The organism is Acidocella aquatica, from assembly GCF_030160635.1.
Taxonomy (GTDB): Bacteria; Pseudomonadota; Alphaproteobacteria; order Acetobacterales; family Acetobacteraceae; genus Acidocella; species Acidocella aquatica.
On the sequence record NZ_BSOS01000079.1, the window covers coordinates 32,708 to 52,359 of the forward strand.

Sequence of the window (19,652 nt, forward strand, 5' to 3'; positions counted from 1 at the left end):
TTTTGCAGCGCCTGGCCCTCGGAGCCACGATGCTGCTGCTTTCATGGGAGTTTCTTCGCCTGTTCTCGGCCATCCTCACGCCCTTCGTGGTGGCGGCCGGGCTCGCTTATTTTCTTGATCCCGCGGTGAGCCGCCTTGCCGTGCTCGGCGTTCGCCGCTCGGTGGGCACCCTGCTCATTCTCTCCGCCGCCGGCATTTTCGTGGTTTTGTTCATTTTGCTGCTCTACCCGGTCATCGCCGCCCAGGCCAGCGCCTTCGCGATCAACCTGCCCGGCTATATCCAGACGGCGCAAAAGGATTTCGGCTATCTCATCCTGGATTTGCAGCGCCGGCTTGGCCCCGGCGCCATGAGCCAGAAGCTGCGCGACCTCGCCGCCAACCAGGCCGGCACCGTCGTCACCTTCGCTGGCACCGCCGCGCGCAACATCATCGGCAGCGGCTTCGCCGTGGTCAACGTCCTCACCCTGCTCATCATCACCCCTATCGTCACCTTCTACTTCCTGCGGGACTGGCCCGCGATCATCCGCCATGTCGACAGCTGGCTGCCCCGCCCCTATGAGGCGGTGATCCGTGCCCAGGCGCTCGAGGTGGACCGCATCCTCGCGGCCTGGATACGCGGCCAGGCGATCTGCTGCATTCTGCTGGCCCTGGTCTACGCGGTGGGGCTGACCGCCATCGGGCTCGACCTCGGGCTCATCGTCGGGCTGGCTGCGGGCATCCTCTCGTTCATTCCTTATGTCGGCACCATCCTGGGCGGCGTCACCGCAATTCTGCTCTCACTCACCCAAAACCCCGGCTGGCATGGCGTTCTGCTGGTGGCCCTGGTGTTCGGCTTTGGCCAGGCGCTTAACGACTATGTCATCCAGCCCCGCTTCCTGGGGGACCGTGTGGGCCTGCCCGCGGTCTGGGTCATCTTCTCGTTGTTCGCTGGCGGCGCCGCCTTTGGGTTTCTTGGCATCATGCTGGCCGTGCCGGTTACCGCCACGCTGGGCGTGCTCGCCCGCTTCTGGCTGCGCCGCTACCTGCAAAGCCCGCTGTATCTCGATACGCCAACCACCCCATGAAGCAGCTCACGCTCCCCTTCGCCGAATCAGAGAATTTCTCCGCCGAGGATTTCTGCACCGCGCCCTCCAACGCCCCGGCGCGGGACTGGCTGGCCCGGCCCGACACCTGGAGCAACGGCCGCCTTGTGCTCTGGGGCGAGCCTGGCTGCGGCAAATCCCACCTGCTGCATATCTGGGCGGCGGCCAACGGCGCCGCTGTCGTCAACGGCGCCACGCTGCACGGCCTGCTCCGCCCCTCCGGGCCGGTGGCGGTGGATGATGCCGATATCGCGCTCGAACCCCAGGCGCTGCTGCATCTGCTCAACGCCGCCGCAGAAGCCGATTTCCCGGTCCTCATGGCCGCTCGCCTGCCGCCCGCCCGCCAGTCCTACCGTCTGGCTGACCTCACCAGCCGCCTGCGCGCCGCCGAGGCCGTGGAAATCCGCGCCCCCGAGGACGAGCTGCTGGAACGCCTGCTCACCCGCCTCTGCGCCGACCGGCAACTTTCCTTGAGCTTTCCCGTGCGCAACTTCCTGCTTCTGCATTTGCCGCGCACCGCCGCCGCCCTGCGCGAGGCCGTGGCCCGGCTCGACCGCGCCACCCTCGGCGAGGGTAAAAAAATCACCCGCCAGCTCGCCGCTGAAATCCTCTCCCCGCTGTTCGAATTGGCATGAGGGGAATCCGATAAATTTTCGTTACAAACTCGTCATCCCCAGGCAGAATGGTTTGGTATAGGAGAGGATATGAACCAGATCACGACAGCGCCGGCGCCGGAACTCAGCCTGAACGACCCCGCCCGTTTCATCAACCGCGAACTTTCCTGGCTGGATTTCAATTTCCGCGTGGTCTCGGAGGCCGAAAACCCCCGCCATCCGCTGCTCGAACGGCTCCGGTTCGTCTCCATCAGCGCCTCCAACCTTGATGAATTCTACTCCGTCCGCGTCGCCGGCCTCATCGGCCAGGCCCGCGCGGGTGTGCTTGAACATTCCGCGGATGGCGCCACCCCCGCCCAGCAACTGCAACAGATCAACGCGCGCGCCCGTGAGCTCATCGCCGCCCAGCAGGCTGCCTTCTCCCAGGTGCGCGCCCTGCTCGGCCCCGCCGGGATGGTCATCTGCACCGCCGTGCAACTAACCTCGGACGACGCGCATTTCCTCGACACCTATTTCATGGAGCGCGTCTTCCCCGTGCTCACCCCGCTGGCGGTGGACCCGGCGCATCCCTTCCCCTTCATCCCCAACATGGGCCTCGTGATGGCCCTCACCCTGGCCCGAAATGACGATCATGGCCACATGTCCGCCCTCATCCCCTTGCCCAGCCAGATTGACCGTTTCGTCCGCCTGCCCTCCGCCCCCGGCGGGCCGATCCGCTTCGTCATGCTCGAAGAGCTGGTCGGCATGTTCCTCTCGCGCCTCTTCCCCGGCTTCCAGCTCCAGGGCTCCGGCCTCTTCCGCCTGATCCGCGACACTGATGTGGAATTCGAGGAAGAAGCCGAAGACCTTGTGCAATCCTACGAGACCGCGCTGAAGCGCCGCCGCCGCGGCGTCGCCATCCAGCTTACCATCCAGGCGGACATGCCCGTTGACCTGCGCGAGCTGGTGATAGACGCCATCGAGGCCCCGGTGGGCGAGATCTACAGCGAGACCGGCATCATCGGCCTGGTTGATGTCAAGCAGCTCATCGTCGATGATCGCCCGGATCTGCTCTTCCCCCCCTATACCGCCCGCTTCCCCGAGCGCATCCGCGATTTCGCGGGTGACTGCTTCGCCGCCATCCGCGCGAAGGACATTCTGGTTCACCACCCCTTTGAGAGTTTTGACGTCGTGGTGCAGTTCCTGCGCCAGGCCGCGCTCGACCCCGCGGTTGTCGCCGTCAAACAAACCCTCTACCGCACCAGCCGCGACTCCCCCATTGTCAAAGCCCTGATCGAGGCCGCCGAGGCTGGTAAATCGGTTACCGCCATGGTGGAGCTGCGCGCCCGTTTCGACGAGGAAGCCAACATCCGCCTCTCACGCACGCTGGAGGCCGCGGGTGTCCAGGTTGTGTTCGGCTTCGTCGGCCTCAAGACCCATGCCAAAATGTCCTATGTGGTGCGGCGCGAAGGCGGCTCCCTGCGCGCCTATGCGCATTTCGGCACCGGCAACTATCACCCCATCACCGCGCGCATCTATACCGACCTCTCCTTCTTCACCTGCGACCCGGCCCTGACGCGCGACGCCGCCCGGCTGTTCAACTACATGACCGGCTACGCCCGCCCCGAAACGATGGAGCAGCTCGCCTTCTCGCCGCTCACCACGCGCAAAACCATCGTCACCCTCATCGACACCGAAATCGCCAACGCCAAGGCGGGCAAGCCCTCGGGCATCTGGTTGAAGATGAACTCCCTGGTCGACGACCGGCTGATCGACCATCTCTACGAGGCCTCGCGCGCGGGTGTGCCTATCCAGATCGTCGTGCGCGGCATTTGCTGCCTGCGTCCTGGCGTTCCCGGCCTGTCGGAGCATATCAAGGTCAAATCCATCGTCGGCCGCTTCCTCGAGCACGCGCGCATCTGCGCCTTTGCCAACGGCCACCCGCTGCCCTCACGCGAGGCGAAAGTCTTCATGTCCAGCGCCGACTGGATGGCCCGCAACATGGAAGGCCGGGTGGAAACCTTCGTGCCCATCCACAACCCGACCGTTCACGCCCAGGTGCTCGACCAGATCATGGTGGTAAACCTGCGCGATGACGCGCAAAGCTCTGAACTGCTGGCCGACGGCACCTGGCGCCGCGTCACCCCCGGCGACCCGCCCGCCTCGGCGCATGAATACTTCATGACCAACCCCTCGCTCTCCGGCCGCGGCTCGGCCCTGCACGGCGGGCTGCACGCGGACCGCCCGAAAGCGAAATACAAGCGCCGTGTTGATTAGTTTGAGGAGGCTGCGGCGGTTTTATTGATTTAGGTCAACGACGAACCCGCCCCCGCGCGCCACAAATCATCCGAGAGATTTTAGTGTACGCGCCCGCGTTGTTATGGAATATCCTTAACAAGTCCAAGCTGCACCAAAATAAACAAGGCGATCGCATGAGCGGTCAGGGAGTTATTATGAACACAGATGTTCTCATCGTAGGTGCCGGCCCCGTCGGCCTCGTCGCGGCCGCCGAACTCGCCCGCTACGGCATCAAGGTCAGGATCGTGGAGAAAACCACCCATGGCACCGACCAGCCCAAGGCGCTGTTTTTATGGAGCCGTACGCTGGAACTCCTCGATCGTTCCGGTTGCGGCGCCCCGCTGGTGGCCGCCGGCCATAAAATAACCGCCGGCAGCATCATCGCCGGCAACAAGCCGATGGGCCGCGTGGATTTCTCTCAGGTGAACAGCCCGCATCCCTACGCGCTGACCCAGCCGCAAGCCGAAACGGAACATCTGCTGGAGGCGCATCTGGCCAGCTTCGGCGTAAAGGTTGAACATGGGGTTGAGCTGGTCTCCTTCACCTCCTCCGCCACCAATGTCAGCACCCATCTGCGCCATGCCGACGGCACCGAGGAAACCGTGGAGAGCCAATGGCTCATCGGCTGCGACGGCGGCAACAGCAAAGTACGCGATATATTGGGCGTGCCCTTTACCGGCCATGAACAAAAAAGCGGCTGGCTGCTGGCCGATGTTCACCTCTCCGGCCTGAACTTTCCTGCCACCGAACTGGTTTCATTTTGGCACGAAGATGGTTTTCTCGGCTTTTTCCCCCGCGCCGAGGGGCTTTACCGGATCATCGCCGACCTGCCGGTGAGCAGCGACCAATCGCCCGAACACCCCTCGCTGGAGGATATCCAGCGCATCGTCGATACGCGCGGCCCGGGCAATGTCACGGTTTCGGACCCGATCGCCCTTTCGGCCTTCCACATCAATGAGCGCAATGTCCGCGAATACCGCAAGGACCGGATCTTCCTGGCCGGGGACGCCGCCCATCTGCATAATCCGGCCGGCGGCCAGGGTATGAACATGGGTATCCACGATGCTGTCAACCTGGCCTGGAAGCTCGCACTGGTCACCCGCGGCACCTGCGGCCCGCAGCGCCTGCTGGAGAGCTACAACGCCGAACGCCATGCCGCGACAGATCAGGTGTTCGTGAATGTCGGCCGGCTCACCGCGATTTCCGTGCTGAAAAATCCGGTGGTGCAAGTCACCCGTAACGCCTTCGGCAGCGTGCTGTTCGGCCTGGCCCCGGCGCGGCGGGCGATTGCCGACACGCTGACGGAAGTTTCCATGGGCTATGAGCACAGCCCGCTTAACGGCTCGGACGACCGCTCATTCCCCGGCCCCGGCCCCGGTGAGCGCATGCCCCCGCGCGAGGGTGAGCTTCCCTACGGCGCCGGCACCACCCCGCGCTTCGCCCTCTGCGCCGACCCCGGCGCCGAGGTCAACGAATTGCTGGAAACCTACCCTGACCTGCTGGAGCCCACGCTGCGCCCGCCCATCGGCCGCCGCTGCATCTGGCTGGTCCGGCCCGACGGCTATGTCGCCGTCGTCGCGCTCGACCCCGACGCCAAGATCATCGCCGCCTATCTGGAGAGCCTGAGCCGGAACGCCGCATAATCTTCCCGCATGAAAAAAGGGCTGAAACCGCGAGGTTTCAGCCCTTTTTTATGACCTGCAAACGAGCAGCCTACTGCTGGGTGATCAGCGCGCGGTGGTGCAGCACATCAAGCAATTGCTGGGATTCCAGCTCGACCCGGTGCTCCACGATCATCTGCGCAATCGCGTCATCGGAGGGCAGGCTGGCGGCCTGGCTCTGCCGGCTGCAAACCATCACGACGGAGACGCCATCAGCGGCCACCAGCGGCTCGCTGATCTGCCCGGCGGCCAGGTTGCCCAAGATTGCCTGAAACGCCGGCGGCGTGACGGTCGCGAGGTTCACCGGGCCGGGGTCGGCCGGGCGCACATTGCCAAACGCCGCGTTCACCGCCTCCATATCCGCGCAGGAATGCGCGGCATGGGCAGCCTGCATCACCTTGTTGATCACCGCGGCCTGGGCCGGGCCCACCTGACCGTTGGTGATCGGCTGCGGATAGGGTGCGAAAACCTGGCGGATGGAGAGGATCGTCTGCATCTCGGTGCCCACGTTATGGGTCGCCTGCAACTGCACGATATCATAACCGCCCGGCACCCGAATCGGGTTGCTGATGGCGCCAACCGGCATGGTGGACACAACCTGCGCCACCGCCGGGTCCAGCGACCCCAGGGCGACGAAGCCCATATCGCCCCCCTGCAGCGCGGTCTGCGCCTGGCTGAACTGCGCCGCGATCACCGGGAACGGCGCGCCGGTGCGCAGTTGCGCGATGACGGTATTCGCGAAATTGCGCGCCGCCGCATCGCCCTCCGGGCCGGACACGGGCACGAAGATTTCCGCGATATGATATTGGGTGCTGCCGATCTCCGCCTTCAACGCGGCTTTCTGCGCATTCAGGTCGCCCGGCGTGGGTTGCAGCCCTGGCCCAAGCACCTGGTGCAGCACAGCCTGCCAGCCCAGCTCGGTGCGGATTTGCTCAACCAGAGTATCAAAGGGCACCCCCGCGGCCGTCAGCTTCATCCGCAAGCCGCCGGGCGGCAGGCCGTTACCCTGCTCAATCCGGCTGATCGCGCCGGTGACATCGCTCAGCGGCACGGTAACGCCCAGCTTGTTGATCTCCTGCATCTTCAGAGTTTCGTCGATCAGCAGCGAGGTCACCTGCGGCTCAAGCCTGGCAAGCGCCTGAGGCGTTGGCTGCATGCCGGTGGAGATCGCCAGCAGACGCGCCCGCGCGGCCACATCCTGGTTGGTGATCACCTGCCCGTTCACCACGGCGGCGATGCTGGCGTTATAGTCGCTGGCGGTCTGCGCCAGGGCGGGCGCCGCGCTGAGCACGGCAACAAGAGCGGCGGCACGGAGAAGATGCTTCATAGGGCGCTGAATCCAACATTACCGAGAGTTTTAAAAGTGAACTGGAGCAGCACGATCGTATTGCCTTTATCCAGGTTGAATGACGTAAAGCGCTGGTAGTACACGAGGTTGACGCCGAAGCAATCGTTTTGCCAGCCGGCGTTGAAATTGGCCGAGTCGAACTTGCCGGTCTGCAGGTTCCGCTCTGTTCCCGCGCCCAGCGACCACGGGCCGATATTGGTGTTGAAACTCGCCGTCACCTCATGCCGCGGCGTAAAATATGCTCCTGGCGGCGCCAGCGTGGGCGAGACAAGGCTGGCACTGTCGTAGAGCACATAAGGGTCGGTATTGGTATACAGATACCCGGCCGAGGCGGAGAACACATGCGAGGTGTAATTGGCCGTCGTGTCGATCATCCGCGCGCCCAGGTCCTTGTGGCTCAGGCGCGTGCGGTAGGTGATGTTGAAATCGGGCACCGGCGCGATGATGACATGGCCGACGATATCGGAGACGTTATCGGTCAGCCCGGAACCCGGCAGGTAATTGTTATCCTTATGCACCCGGTATGACTGCCCGATCAGCCCATCCAGCATCGCCCCTTGCGGCAGATACCAGGCGCCGTGCAACGCATAATCCACTCGCGAGCCGCCCTCCAGCCGGTCAATTCCCGGATAGCGGTTGAAGCTGAACAGATTGGCATCGGAATATTCGAGATCGAGACTGTCCTCGTTGGGGATGCGTATGTTCTGCGAAATCCCGACGTTCGGCGAGGCGACGAGCTGCACCTCCGGCTCGATGATCTGGCTGCCCAGCGCGCCCGCCTGGCGGATCAGCGGCCAGTGCAGATAAACCGCGCCATAAGGCTGCGCGCGCGCGGTGCTGGCGCCATCCAGCGGAGAATAATTCGGCTGGTCATAAAGCCGCGTGGCCATATACGTGGCCGCCACAAGCTCCACCCTGGCCGTGCCCAATACGCCATAGGGCAGCATGAAGGGCACCGAATAGGCCGGCACCGCCGCCACGCGCTGGCTGTTGGTGCCCAGCTTGCGCAACACGTTGAACACATCCGCATGCAGAGCGAACTGCCCGCCCAGCGCATCCTGCCCCGAGACAAAATCATACTGCCCATGCGGCATGACAATCGGCAGCTCGCTCTGGTTGACGCTGGCCACCAGGCCCTGGAAGGTCTGCGCGTCCACCCTCGCATAGGAGCCCGAAGAGAACCCTTCGAGATAGACGTTGCTAGTAAGGAACGAAGCGTTCGGCAGAACATTGAAATCATTGAGATATGCCGGGTTTGAGGCCCGGTTGTAGTTGAACCCGGCGCGCCAGTCCTGGTTCAGGTCGAACGTGCCGTTAGCAAACACGGCATCGCCCAGCTTCCCGCTCACCTGCCCGCCGGAGACATTGACGTTCAACGCGCCGTTATTGAAATCCCGGCGATACCCGGCCTTTAGCGCCGGTCCCTCCTTCACCGCGAAAATCGGCGTCAGCGTCAGGTCGGATTCCTTGTCGATCACGAAATAATAGGGCGTGGTGACGAAAAACCCGAGCTTCGAGGTCGCGCCGAAGCCCGGCATCAAGAACCCGCTCTGGCGTTTCACCGAGGGGTCGGGTTGCGTGAAATACGGCATATAGAGCACCGGAACCCCGTAGAACTCCATCTCCGCGCCGCGATACTCGATCATTTTATGCTGCAGATCGCGGGTCGCGCTCTTTGCGCGGATCTGCCAGAGCGGCGGCGCGGTCGGGTCGGTTTTGCACAGGTCGCAGGCGGAATAAACCACCTTCACCATCTCATCGATGTTGTCGTCGTAACGCCGCGCCCCATTGGCGATCATCCGGCCATTATCAGCGAGCCGCGCCGCCACACCGTGCATCACGGCGTCCTTCATCCCCTTGCTCAATACCGCCCGCCTGGCAAACACGGTATCGCCCGAAGGCTGGGTGAGAATCACATGGCCGCTCGCCGTCACCACATCGCTATTGCGGTCGAGCACCACCTTGTCGGCATAGAGCGTCTGCCCGTTCTGCACGGCGCGCACATGGCCGGACGCGGTAACGATATTGCCGGTTTTGTCATACGAAATACTGTCCGCCGTGAAGCTGACCGGCGCCTTGGGCGGCGTGGCGGGTTGCGCGCGGGTCTGCCCGGCAAGGCAGGTGCTGGCGATGAGAGCGAAAAACAGGCCGGATCGTTTCATGCCTCAGCCATCTTCCAGATGCAGCAACAACGCAAGCGCCAAAAACAATCCCGCCACCGCGGGCGCCCACGCGGCGAGGATAACCGGCAAGGCCCCGGAGGTGCCGAACTGGTTGGCAACCTCCGATACCATGAACAGCGCAAAGCCGCAGCCCACGCCGCTGGCGAGCATCCGCGCCGCGCCGCCGCGCCGCGAGGGGCGCATGGAGAACCCCGCCGCCACCAGCGCCATGGTGGCACAAAGCAGAGGCAATGCCAGCAGCGCCTGAAACGCCAGCTCATGCTGAATGGGTGAAAAGCCGGAGCGTTTGAGCAGCGCGATGAACCCCGGCAGCGCCCAGAACGAGAGCGAATCGGGCGAGGCGAAACTCTCCTCGACGCGGTGCACGGTCAGGTCGGTTGGAAAATCCAACTGGTCGATATGCTCCGGGGCGGCGCCTGGCATCAACACACTCACCCCGTTCAAATCCCACGCGCCCTTGCTCAGCGTGGCGTTGGCGGCCTCCATGCGTTGCAGCAGCGTCGCCTGGCCATCCAGCCGCAGCACGCTCACCTGGTCGGCGCGCAGAATATTATGCTCCAGATGCACCCCCGCCGCATGCAGCACGGCAACCCCGCCCGGCACCAGCCCGGCATCCGCCTGCCGCACCCAAAGCTCCCCGCCGTTGAGCGAGAGCGGCCCGCCGCCCGGCCGCAGATACACATTGTAGAGCGTCTCCGCGCGGCTATACATCACCGCCGAAAGCGGGCTGAGCCCGCCTGTGCCAAAGGCCCCCAGCAGGGTTGCCAGCAACACCGGCAGCGCCAGAAACTGCCAGGCGGAAATCCCCGCCGCGCGCGCCACTACCAGCTCCGAGGAGCGCGAGAGCCGCCAGAACGCGAAAATCCCACCGAGCAAAATGGCGAAGGGCAATATCTGCAACAGCGTCCAGGGCTGGCGCATAAACTCTATCTCGGCGATGATCCCGAAGCTGGCCGCCGGCTTGGCCGCCGCCTCACGCAGCAGCTCCAAAAAGTCAAACAGCGAAACCAGCGCCGAGAGCGCCGCCAGCATCACCACCACGGCAAACAAAAACTGCCGGCCGAAATAAAGCGAGAGCGTAATCGGGACATTCTTCATAGCGGGGCCCGCCGGCTGAACAGCAGCACGCCCGAAACCAGCCCCGGCAGCACCGCCACAACCCAGATCAGCGGCAGCAGCGCCGTATTACGCGCGGCGAGGTTGCTCACCCCCAGGCTGAGCGCCACCAGCAGCGTTACCGCCACCACCGCGCCAACGGGGCGCACCAGGCCGCCATTGCGGCGGAACATCCCCCGCAGCGCGGCCAGCAGGCCAATCAACGTGAAACTGAGCGTGCTCAACGGCGCCGTGAGGCGGCGATGCGCCTCCACCAGCCATTTGCCGCGGTCGCCCGGAGGGAGCGATGCCGGGGGATTCAACAGGTCCGCCAGATGAGCCTCGGCGGAATCCACCATATCGGGTATCGCCGCCTTCGCGGTCTGCGCCAGCGAGACCACGTTGCGCTGAAATGTCAGCACATCCAGCCGCCCCGTTTTCGCGTCGATCTGCTCGCGCGAGCCGTTCTCCAGCACCACCACCGGCCCTTGCGGGCTCACCAGCAACTGCCCGGATGTGGCCAGAATCGTCGCCGGCGCGGCTGGATCGCGCCCATCCTCGATCAATATGCCGCCCAGGGAGTCATCCGCTCCGCGCGACTGCACATAAACCGTGATATGGTCGGCCACCGGGGTAAACACCCCCGGCTCCAGCAAAAACGCGGCAATCTGGTTGCGTATCTCGTATTGATAGGTGCGGAAGCTGCCCAGGCTGGCGGGCACCACGATCAGGTTAAGCGCATAGCCGGCCAGCGTGGCGGCCATCGCCAGACCCAGCGCCGGGCGGGCCAGCGTGAAATCCGAAAGTCCGCAGGCGCGCATCACCGTAATTTCGCGATCGCTGCCCAGGCGCGCGTAGATAAACAGCACCACGATAAAACAGGTGATCGGCAAAATCGTGGCGACAAAACTGGGCACCAGCAGCGAGGTCAGCTTGATGAACACCACCGGCGAGAGCCCGTGATTGACGATGATCTGGATAAACCGCAGCGACTGCGTGAGCCAGATCAGCGCCACCAGCCCAACAGTGACCAGCACCAGGGCAATCAACAATTGCCCGAAAATATAGCGGTCGATTCTGGTCAGGTGCGGGCGGCGATCCATGGCCCGAGGTTCTGGCCGGGAGCGCCGGGAATGGCAAGACCACCTGCCAAAATTGCTCCGCCATCAGCTTGCCGCCCTCGCCACCGATCAAGTATGTTTTAGTACCATGCGCTTGCAAACAACATGAGGAATTGCCATCATGGCCCGCACCCAGTCCAAGCTCTGGGTGCAGTACCCGCTACCCAACCCCATTACCCAGCCAAGGAGGCCTCCGTGCTCTCGACCCGTTCTCAGACCATCATCATCTGGTGGGGCCTGGCGTTCATTCTTATCTATGGCCTCTCGCTGGGCTTTTTGCTCAAAATGGTGCCACTGCCCTCCGCGCATCTGAGCGCCGCCGCGGTTGCCGCCTTCTATACCGCCAACGCCTTTCAGGTCCGCCTTGGCGCGGTCATCTGCTCTTACAGCAGCGCCTTCATGGTCCCGCTCTCGGTTGTCATCTACGTCCAGATGGCGCGGCTGGAAAAAGGGGTTCCCATCTGGTCGATCCTGCAACTTGCCGGCGGCTGCATGATGTCGATCTTCCTGGTGCTGCCGCCGCTCTTCTGGGGCGTCGCCGCCTTTACGCCAAGCCGCCCGCCCGAGATAACGCTCATCATGCACGAGCTGGCCAATCTGACCCTCACCACCACCGATCAATATTACATCTTCCAGATGGTCGCGATCGCCGTCGTCAGCCTGACCCAGAAGTCAGACCCCCATTCGGCCTTCCCCCGCTGGATGGGCTATTTCACCATCTGGGCCGCCATCATGTTCGAGGCCGGTGCCATCGCCTTCCTGTTTAAATCCGGCCCCTTCGCCTGGAACGGGCTTTTTGTGTTCTGGAGCCCCTTCAGCATTTTCGGCGCATGGTTCTTCGCGCTGGGGTTCACCGTGTTGCGGGCGCTCAAACATCAGGCGGGTCTGCAGCCCGCATAGGCCACTCCGGCCCGCTACCAAATCTCTCCGTATAAAACATGATATGTCACCTCAAACCCGCCCTGTAGCGACTCCAGCACCCGCCGGAACGCGCCGGGCGGCAGCGGCCGATACCCCGGCGCAGGCTCCCCCGCGCCCAGCTCCTTCAGGCTGCGCGCGAATTCAGCGCCGCTCGCATAGGGCTGAACGATAAATTCCTCATCAACCGCATGCGCGACCCCCTCCGGCCAGGGCAGCGCCTCAAGCGCCGGATAGGCCGGCGTGCCGCACACCAGCCCGAGCGCGGCATGCGCGGCCACCCATTCGGCGAAATTCCCGGCCCCCAGTGTTGCGAACACCATCCGCCCGCCCGGCGCCAGGCGCACACTCAACCGCGCCAGCCCGCCTCGCAGGTCACCGAACCATTGCATCGCCAGGCTGGAGACAATCAGATCAAACCTTCCCGCCGCCGCCGCCGGGTGCTCCCCATCCAGCACCATGTATTCATATCCTTCCCCCAGCCGCGCCCGGCAACGCGCCAGCATCGCGGGGGAAATATCCGTAAGCAGCATTTGCGCCTCGGGAAACGCCGCCGCCAGCGCCGCGCTTAGCATCCCGGTCCCGCAGCCGATCTCCAGAATACGCCGGGGCGCCACGCCACGCGCCACAATCCGCGCCGCCAGCCGCGCCGCCACGAGCCGCTGCACTGGCGCCACCGCATCATAGCGCGCCGCCCCCGATGAAAACGCCCGTGCAATCCGCGCCTTGCGCGCGCTCACCCCAGAAGCTCCAGAAACGTCCGTAACCGCGCGGCGCACCAGCCGGGGTCTTCCACCGGCAACAAATGCCCGCCCGGATGCCACTGCGTCACATCCGCCGGAAAACTCGCCTCGCTCATCGCCTCGGGCACCAGCGGGTCCGTCCGGCCGCACAAGGCCAGCTCAACCACAGCCGGGCGCGCATCCCATTGCGCCAGCCCCCGCAACCCATCAGCCAGCGCCACCGCATTCAACGCCCCCGGCACCGACTCCGCACAGCCGCACCTGGCCCTGAACGCCGCCACCACCTCTCCCGGCGCCGCGCCAAACTGCGCGATCATCCGCTGCAACGGCCGCGCCGCATTGCCCTGCGGAAAATCCTCCCGCCGCGTGAAACAGCCAAACCCGTTCACCGCAACCAGCGCCCGCCACGCCACCGGCCTATGGTGCAGCAGCCACAACGCCCCAAACGAATGCCCCACCGCCACAACATCACGCCCCACCGGCAAATCCGGCCGCGCGCCCGCGCCAAAAAATCCCAAATCCCAGGCCACGGTCTCGTAGCCGTCCAGCGCCGCGCGCAACGGCGCCCAGAACCCGGCATCAAACCCCCAGCCATGCACCAGCAACAGAACCGGCTTCATAGCCGCTTCGCCAGCCGCACCACCGCCTCGGTCAGCGCCTCCACCTGCTCCTCGCTATGCGCCGCCGAAAACGTGAACCGAATCCGGCTTGTTCCCACCGGCACCGTGGGCGGACGGATCGCCACGGCCAGAAACCCTTCCGCCTCCAGCGTCCGCGCCATGCCCATCGCGCGTTCCTCCGCGCCCAAAATCAGCGGCACGATCTGTGTGGTGGAGCCCCCCGTATCCAGCCCCGCCGCCGCCAATGCTGCCCGAAACCTTGCGCCATGCCGCGCCACCATGTCGCGCGCCGCGCCCAGCTCCGGGATCAGATCCAGCGCCGCATCCATCGCCCCCAAAACCGCCGGCGGCAGCGCGGTTGCGTAAATCACCCCGCCGCAGCGGTTCACCAGATATTCCCGGAGCGCGCCCGAACACGCCGCATAAGCGCCAAAACCGCCCAGCCCCTTGCTGAAAGTGCCCATCACCAACGCATTGCGCAGCCCATGGGCCAGGCCAAAGCCGCCCTGGCCCATCACCCCGGTCGCGTGCGCCTCGTCCAGATATAAAAACGCCCCGTATTTTTCCGCCAGCGCCGCCAGCGCCGCCACATCGGCGCAATCGCCATCCATGCTGAACACGCTCTCGGTGATAATCACCCGCGGCCGCGCCAACGCCTCATCGCGCGCCAAAAGCTCCTCCAGATGCCCCAGATCATTATGCCGGAAGCGTATCTGGCGCACCCCCGCCGCCGCGCAGCCCTGAATCAGGCTCGCGTGGTTCAGCCGGTCGGCATACACCAGCGGCTCGCCCCCCAGCACTTTCGCATCCAGCAGCGCTGGCAGCAGCGTTATATTCGCCTGCACGCCTGAGACAAACACCAGCGCGGCTTCAGCCCCCTTGCCGCGCGCGAGCTTCGCCTCGATCTCTCCAAACGGCAGCAAATTCCCAGAGACCAGCCGCGACGCCCCGGCACCCGCCCCCCAGCGCCGCGCATACTCGCAGGCGCGCTCGATCAACACCGGATGGTGCGAGAGCCCCAGATAATCATTGGAGGAAAAATCCAGCACCGGCCCGGCGCCGCAATCCACCCGGCCATCGCCTAGCCGGTCGATATCACGCAAACGCCGCCGCCGGCCGATCTTTTCCAGATCCTCCAGGCAGCGGCGCCAAGCCTCATCAAAATTGCTCATCAGACCTTCTCATGACAGCCTGATCAGGCGTCGAAGAGTCCAGGCTTATTTAAAGCTGATCAGTTCCACGTCAAAAATCAACGTCGCGCCGGGGGGGATCAACCCGCCCGCGCCGCGCTGGCCATAGCCGTGCTCGGCGGGAAGAATGAGCGTGCGCTGCCCGCCCACCTGCATGGTGGAAACCCCGATATCCCAACCGGAAATCACCTGGCCGACGCCAAGCTTGAAGCTGAAAGGCTGCCCGCGGTCACGCGAGGAATCGAATTTTTTGCCTTTGGCGCCGCCCTCATCGAGCCAGCCGGTGTAATGCACAGTCACCATCTGGCCCTTGGCCGGGCTCTCGCCGGTGCCCACCACATGGTCCTGGATTTTAATGCCGGACGGCAGGGTAACGATATTGGATTCTGACATGGTTTGCTCCTCAAGCGGTCATTTGCGCCGCCTGGGTAGTCAAAAAACCGTCACGCCGCAAATCAGGGGGGCCGCAGCCCCCCTGGCCCGCAAAAACGTCTTAGTTCTTGGCGAGGTGGTAACCGGCGGCTTCGGCGGTCTTCTCGCAGACATACGCGCCGTGCTTGGTCTTGCCGTAATACTTCGAACCCGAAGCATGCAGCACCTTGCTCTTGGTCATGGTGCTCCACACCACGGTGTCACCCGGGCAGCTCGCCTTTGCGGCGGCTTCGGTCTTAAACTTGTCAGCCTTGGTCAGCTTGGCGGCGGACGCCGGAGCAGCCATCGGAGCGGCCATCGGCGCGGCCGGGGCAGCCATCGGCGTGGCGGCGGGAGCGGCCATCGGCGTGGCGGCGGGAGCCATGGTGCCAGCAGGAGCGGCAGCGGTCTGCGCCATCGCGAGCGGGGCCGCGCCCATGGCGCAGGCAAACGTCAGCGCTGGCAGCAGACGACGGGAAATCTGGGTAATCTTCATGTGAATTCTCCTGAGTGGGCCGCCAAAAAGCGGTCCCGGTATTTAGCAATTGAGGCCGCCACCCGCCGGTTTCCCGCACGGATAACGTATCAGCGCCCTATGCCGTTCCACCCCGCGCCGCAAGGCGAACAGAGCGTTACATAGAGTAACGGCGGCCCGGCATTTGCGTGTCCAGGGGCGCAGGTTTAGTGTCCCGCCGCCCATCAACAGCAGAGATTTTGAGCATGCCCCTTATCGCCGACCGCCTGAACCGCATCAGCCCGAGCCAGACCATCGCCATCTCTTCCAAGGCCCGCGCGCTGAAGGCCGAGGGCCGCGACATCATCAGCCTCTCCGCAGGCGAACCTGATTTTGATACGCCAGATCACATCAAGCAGGCCGCCATCGCCGCCATCAACGCGGGCGACACCAAATATACCGACGTCTCCGGCACCCCGGCGCTGCGCCAGGCCGTCGCCGCAAAATTCAAACGTGACAGCGGGTTAGACTACAAGCCGGAGGAAATCATCGTATCCACCGGCGGCAAGCAGGTCATCTTCAACGCCATGCTGGCCACTGTGCAGGCGGGCGATGAGGTTATCATCCCCACCCCCTGCTGGGTCTCCTACCCTGACATCGTGGCCCTCGCCGAAGGCACCCCGGTGTTCGTGCCATGCAGCCAGAACCACGGCTTCAAGCTGCGCGCGCAAGACCTGGAAGCCGCCATCACGCCCAAAACCAAATGGTTCTTCCTCAACTCGCCGAGCAACCCGACCGGCGCCGCCTATTCGGCCGAGGATTTGCGGCCCATCTGCGATGTTCTCCTCAAGCACCCCAATGTCTGGGTTTTCACCGACGACATTTACGAAAAATTAACCTACGACGGCTTCAAACCAGCCACCATCGTCGAGGTTGAGCCGCGTTTGCGTGAGCGCACCGTCACGATGAACGGCTGCTCGAAAGCCTACGCGATGACCGGCTGGCGAATCGGCTTTGCCGGCGCGCCGCTCGCGCTCATCAAGGCCATGGACAAATTGCAGAGCCAATCGACCTCCAACACCTCCTCCATCAGCCAGGCCGCCGCCGTGGCCGCGCTCAATGGCCCGGAGGATGCTCTGCACGAGATGGTAAAGGTCTACAAAACCCGGCGCGACCTGGTGGTCGACATGCTCAACGCCGCCACCGGCCTCACCTGCGCCAAGCCGGAAGGCGCGTTCTACGTCTTCCCCGGCATGCATGGCTGCCTCGGCAAAACCACCCCCAAAGGTGCAAAGATCAACAACGACGAAGATTTCGTCATCGCCCTGCTGGACGAAGAAGGTGTTGCCGCCGTTCACGGCTCTGCCTTCATCTACCCCAGCCACTTCCGCATCAGCTACGCCACCTCCACCGAGGCCCTGACAGAAGCCTGCACACGCATCCAGCGATTCTGCGCGGCGCTGGTGTAATCTCCGCGATCGCCGTTGCTCGCCGCATCATGCGAATTCGCGTGATGCGGCTGCTCGCAATCAGATGCCAGGCGCCAATAATCTTGACTTCCATCCGCCCTCCCCTTAGAAGGCTGGCACTCTCCATAGGGGAGTGCTAGCAACCGCGGTGCCGCGTGCCGGGCCGGGCAGGTTGTTAAGCTTTTAAGACTTATTAGTTTAGGAGCGATCCCGATGGCGAAATTCCGCCCATTGCACGACCGCGTTGTGGTCCGCCGGCTTAACGCCGAAGAGAAGACCGCAGGCGGCATCATCATCCCCGACACCGCCAAGGAAAAGCCGATGGAAGGCGAAGTCGTCGCCGCCGGTGCTGGCGCGCGTAACGAAGCCGGCGCCATCGTGGCCCTGGACGTCAAGGCGGGTGACCGCGTTCTGTTCGGCAAATGGTCCGGCACCGAAGTCAAGATCGACGGTGAAGACCTGCTGATCATGAAGGAATCCGACATTCTCGGCATCATCGAGGCGCCTGCCGCCCCGAAGAAAAAAGCCTGATCCCCGCGTCCCGATGACATTGCGGCAACGCCGCGAAGTCTGAATCGGGGCGCTCAGTATTTAATCAATAATTTAGGAGCACCCATATGGCTGCCAAAGACGTACGTTTTGGGCCCGATGCCCGCGACCGCATGCTGCGCGGCGTCGACATCCTCGCCAATGCCGTTAAAGTCACGCTCGGCCCCAAGGGCCGCAACGTGGTCATCGAAAAATCCTTCGGCGCCCCGCGCATCACCAAGGACGGCGTGACCGTCGCCAAGGAAATCGAGCTGGCTGACCGCTTCGAGAACCTGGGCGCGCAGCTTATCCGTGAAGTCGCCTCGAAAACCAACGACATCGCCGGCGACGGCACCACCACCGCCACCGTGCTCGCCCAGGCGATCGTGCGTGAAGGTGTCAAGGCTGTGGCCGCTGGCCTCAACCCGATGGACCTGCGCCGCGGCATCGACAAGGCGGTTATCGCTGTCGTCGAAGAGCTGAAGAAGCGCACCAAGAAGATCACGACCCCCTCCGAGACCGCCCAGGTCGGCACCATTTCCGCCAACGGCGAAGTCGAAATCGGCGAGATGATCTCCAAGGCGATGCAGAAGGTCGGCAACGAGGGCGTTATCACGGTTGAGGAAGCCAAGGGCATCCAGACCGAGCTGGACGTTGTCGAGGGCATGCAGTTCGACCGTGGCTATGTCTCCCCGTATTTCATCACCAACCCGGAAAAGATGATCGCGGACCTGGATAGCCCCTACATCCTGATCTTCGAGAAGAAGCTCTCCGGCCTGCAGCCGATGCTGCCGCTGCTTGAAGCCATCGTGCAGACCGGCAAACCGCTGCTGATCATCGCCGAGGATGTCGAGGGCGAAGCCCTGGCCACCCTGGTTGTGAACAAGCTGCGTGGCGGCCTGAAGATCGCCGCTGTGAAGGCGCCGGGCTTTGGCGATCGCCGCAAGGCCATCCTGGAAGACATCGCCATCCTCACCGGTGGCCAGGTCATCTCCGAGGACCTCGGTATCAAGCTTGAGACCGTGACCCTTGCCATGCTCGGCAAGGCGAAGAAGATCCTGATCGAGAAAGAAAACACCACGATCATCGAAGGCGCTGGCAAGAAGGCCGATATTTCCGGCCGCGTCACCCAGATCCGCGCGCAGATCGAGGAGACCACCTCCGACTACGACCGTGAGAAGCTGCAGGAACGTCTGGCCAAGCTGGCCGGCGGCGTTGCGGTCATCCGCGTCGGCGGCGCTTCCGAGGTTGAAGTGAAGGAGCGCAAGGACCGCGTTGACGACGCCCTGCACGCAACCCGTGCGGCCGTTGAAGAAGGCATCGTGCCCGGTGGCGGCGTCGCCCTGGCCCGCGCCTCGCTGATCCTCGCCAAGCTGAAGGGCGACAACGAAGACCAGCGCGTTGGTATCGAGATCGTCCGCAAGGCGATCCAGGTGCCGCTGCGCCAGATCTCCGAGAACGCTGGTGAAGATGGTGCGGTCATTGCCGGCAAGGTGCTGGACAAGGACGAGTATTCCTATGGTTTCGACGCCCAGTCCGGTGAGTTCAAGGACATGGTCAAGGCCGGCATTATCGACCCGACCAAGGTTGTGCGTACCGCCCTGCAGGACGCCGCTTCCGTGGCCTCGCTGATCATCACCACCGAAGCCGGTGTGGTTGAGCGCCCTGAGAAGAAAGCTGCCGGCGGTATGCCCGGCGGCGGCATGGGCGGCATGGGCGGCATGGGCGATATGGATTTCTAAAGCCTGATCGTTTGAGGCTGCCGCGTGCAAGCGTGGCAGCCGAAAGCGTAAATCAGCCTTTTAGAGTGTCTTTCATCCGATGAAAAACACTCTAACTTTTTTTGAGCGAGCAATTTCAATCATCTGATATGAACCGGCCGGTTCATATCAGATGATTATTGCTCTAGTCAGCCTGTAACGTTTGGACCAAAAAGAA

The 19,652-nt window shown here is 63.8% G+C and carries 17 protein-coding genes; 8 read left to right on the forward strand and 9 right to left on the reverse strand.

Annotated elements, in window-relative coordinates; translation table 11 throughout:
* Nucleotides 1-29: 29 nt before the first annotated feature.
* The 4 genes from QQJ84_RS14390 (at nucleotide 30) to QQJ84_RS14405 (ending at nucleotide 5,616) form a co-directional block, all read left to right on the forward strand.
* Nucleotides 30-1,064, forward strand: a complete 1,035-nt coding sequence (locus tag QQJ84_RS14390; protein ID WP_284258997.1) for an AI-2E family transporter — start codon at nucleotides 30-32, stop codon at nucleotides 1,062-1,064.
* The gene (locus QQJ84_RS14395) at nucleotides 1,061-1,717 is read left to right on the forward strand and encodes an HdaA/DnaA family protein (protein WP_284258998.1); all 657 of its coding nucleotides are present in this window, start codon (nucleotides 1,061-1,063) and stop codon (nucleotides 1,715-1,717) included. The genes QQJ84_RS14390 and QQJ84_RS14395 overlap by 4 nt, the downstream gene beginning before the upstream one ends.
* 69 nt (nucleotides 1,718-1,786) lie before the next feature.
* A complete protein-coding gene (locus tag QQJ84_RS14400) occupies nucleotides 1,787-3,952 on the forward strand; it encodes an RNA degradosome polyphosphate kinase (RefSeq protein ID WP_284258999.1) in 2,166 nt (721 codons plus the stop codon).
* Between the two features lie 176 nt (nucleotides 3,953-4,128).
* On the forward strand, nucleotides 4,129-5,616 hold the full coding sequence (locus QQJ84_RS14405; RefSeq protein ID WP_284259000.1) for an FAD-dependent monooxygenase: 1,488 nt from the start codon (nucleotides 4,129-4,131) through the stop codon (nucleotides 5,614-5,616).
* 70 nt (nucleotides 5,617-5,686) lie between these two features.
* On the opposite strand, the gene QQJ84_RS14410 is transcribed toward QQJ84_RS14405, so the two are convergent.
* From QQJ84_RS14410 to lptF, 4 genes are read right to left on the reverse strand one after another with little or no spacing between them, the layout of a single operon-like run.
* On the reverse strand, nucleotides 5,687-6,961 hold the full coding sequence (locus QQJ84_RS14410) for a peptidylprolyl isomerase (RefSeq protein WP_284259001.1): 1,275 nt from the start codon (nucleotides 6,959-6,961) through the stop codon (nucleotides 5,687-5,689).
* Nucleotides 6,958-9,144, reverse strand: coding sequence for an LPS-assembly protein LptD (locus QQJ84_RS14415; RefSeq protein ID WP_284259002.1), 2,187 nt, complete (start codon nucleotides 9,142-9,144; stop codon nucleotides 6,958-6,960). The genes QQJ84_RS14410 and QQJ84_RS14415 overlap by 4 nt, the downstream gene beginning before the upstream one ends.
* 3 nt (nucleotides 9,145-9,147) lie before the next feature.
* A complete protein-coding gene (lptG, locus tag QQJ84_RS14420) occupies nucleotides 9,148-10,263 on the reverse strand; it encodes an LPS export ABC transporter permease LptG (protein ID WP_284259003.1) in 1,116 nt (371 codons plus the stop codon).
* On the reverse strand, nucleotides 10,260-11,363 hold the full coding sequence (gene lptF, locus QQJ84_RS14425; RefSeq protein WP_284259004.1) for an LPS export ABC transporter permease LptF: 1,104 nt from the start codon (nucleotides 11,361-11,363) through the stop codon (nucleotides 10,260-10,262). The genes lptG and lptF overlap by 4 nt, the downstream gene beginning before the upstream one ends.
* A 213-nt stretch (nucleotides 11,364-11,576) precedes the next feature.
* Here lptF and QQJ84_RS14430 point away from each other — a divergent pair, with 213 nt between their 5' ends.
* Nucleotides 11,577-12,281 carry a hypothetical protein gene (locus QQJ84_RS14430; RefSeq protein ID WP_284259005.1) on the forward strand — a complete coding sequence of 235 codons (705 nt, stop codon included), beginning with the start codon at nucleotides 11,577-11,579 and terminating at the stop codon, nucleotides 12,279-12,281.
* Between the two features lie 14 nt (nucleotides 12,282-12,295).
* Here the strand turns inward: QQJ84_RS14430 and QQJ84_RS14435 are convergent, their stop codons facing one another.
* From QQJ84_RS14435 to QQJ84_RS14455, 5 genes are all read right to left on the reverse strand, one after another.
* Nucleotides 12,296-13,039 carry a methyltransferase gene (locus tag QQJ84_RS14435; RefSeq protein ID WP_284259006.1) on the reverse strand — a complete coding sequence of 248 codons (744 nt, stop codon included), beginning with the start codon at nucleotides 13,037-13,039 and terminating at the stop codon, nucleotides 12,296-12,298.
* Complete coding sequence (locus tag QQJ84_RS14440) at nucleotides 13,036-13,662, reverse strand: alpha/beta fold hydrolase (protein ID WP_284259007.1); 627 nt, start codon at nucleotides 13,660-13,662, stop codon at nucleotides 13,036-13,038. Before QQJ84_RS14440 ends, QQJ84_RS14435 begins: the two co-directional genes overlap by 4 nt.
* Nucleotides 13,659-14,834, reverse strand: coding sequence for an aminotransferase class I/II-fold pyridoxal phosphate-dependent enzyme (locus QQJ84_RS14445; RefSeq protein WP_284259008.1), 1,176 nt, complete (start codon nucleotides 14,832-14,834; stop codon nucleotides 13,659-13,661). The genes QQJ84_RS14440 and QQJ84_RS14445 overlap by 4 nt, the downstream gene beginning before the upstream one ends.
* 45 nt (nucleotides 14,835-14,879) lie before the next feature.
* On the reverse strand, nucleotides 14,880-15,245 hold the full coding sequence (locus QQJ84_RS14450; protein ID WP_284259009.1) for an FKBP-type peptidyl-prolyl cis-trans isomerase: 366 nt from the start codon (nucleotides 15,243-15,245) through the stop codon (nucleotides 14,880-14,882).
* 100 nt (nucleotides 15,246-15,345) lie between these two features.
* On the reverse strand, nucleotides 15,346-15,759 hold the full coding sequence (locus QQJ84_RS14455) for a hypothetical protein (RefSeq protein ID WP_284259010.1): 414 nt from the start codon (nucleotides 15,757-15,759) through the stop codon (nucleotides 15,346-15,348).
* A 224-nt stretch (nucleotides 15,760-15,983) separates the two neighbouring features.
* Here QQJ84_RS14455 and QQJ84_RS14460 point away from each other — a divergent pair, with 224 nt between their 5' ends.
* The 3 genes from QQJ84_RS14460 to groL all read left to right on the forward strand — a co-directional run bounded on the left by QQJ84_RS14460 (nucleotide 15,984) and on the right by groL (nucleotide 19,456).
* The gene (locus QQJ84_RS14460) at nucleotides 15,984-17,186 is read left to right on the forward strand and encodes a pyridoxal phosphate-dependent aminotransferase (RefSeq protein ID WP_284259011.1); all 1,203 of its coding nucleotides are present in this window, start codon (nucleotides 15,984-15,986) and stop codon (nucleotides 17,184-17,186) included.
* 213 nt (nucleotides 17,187-17,399) lie between these two features.
* Entirely contained in the window at nucleotides 17,400-17,717 is a 318-nt protein-coding gene (gene groES / locus QQJ84_RS14465) for a co-chaperone GroES (protein ID WP_284259012.1), read from the forward strand.
* 86 nt (nucleotides 17,718-17,803) lie between these two features.
* Nucleotides 17,804-19,456 (forward strand): chaperonin GroEL, encoded by a 1,653-nt coding sequence (gene groL, locus QQJ84_RS14470; protein WP_284259013.1) that lies wholly within the window; start codon nucleotides 17,804-17,806, stop codon nucleotides 19,454-19,456.
* The last annotated feature ends 196 nt before the right edge of the window (nucleotides 19,457-19,652 follow it).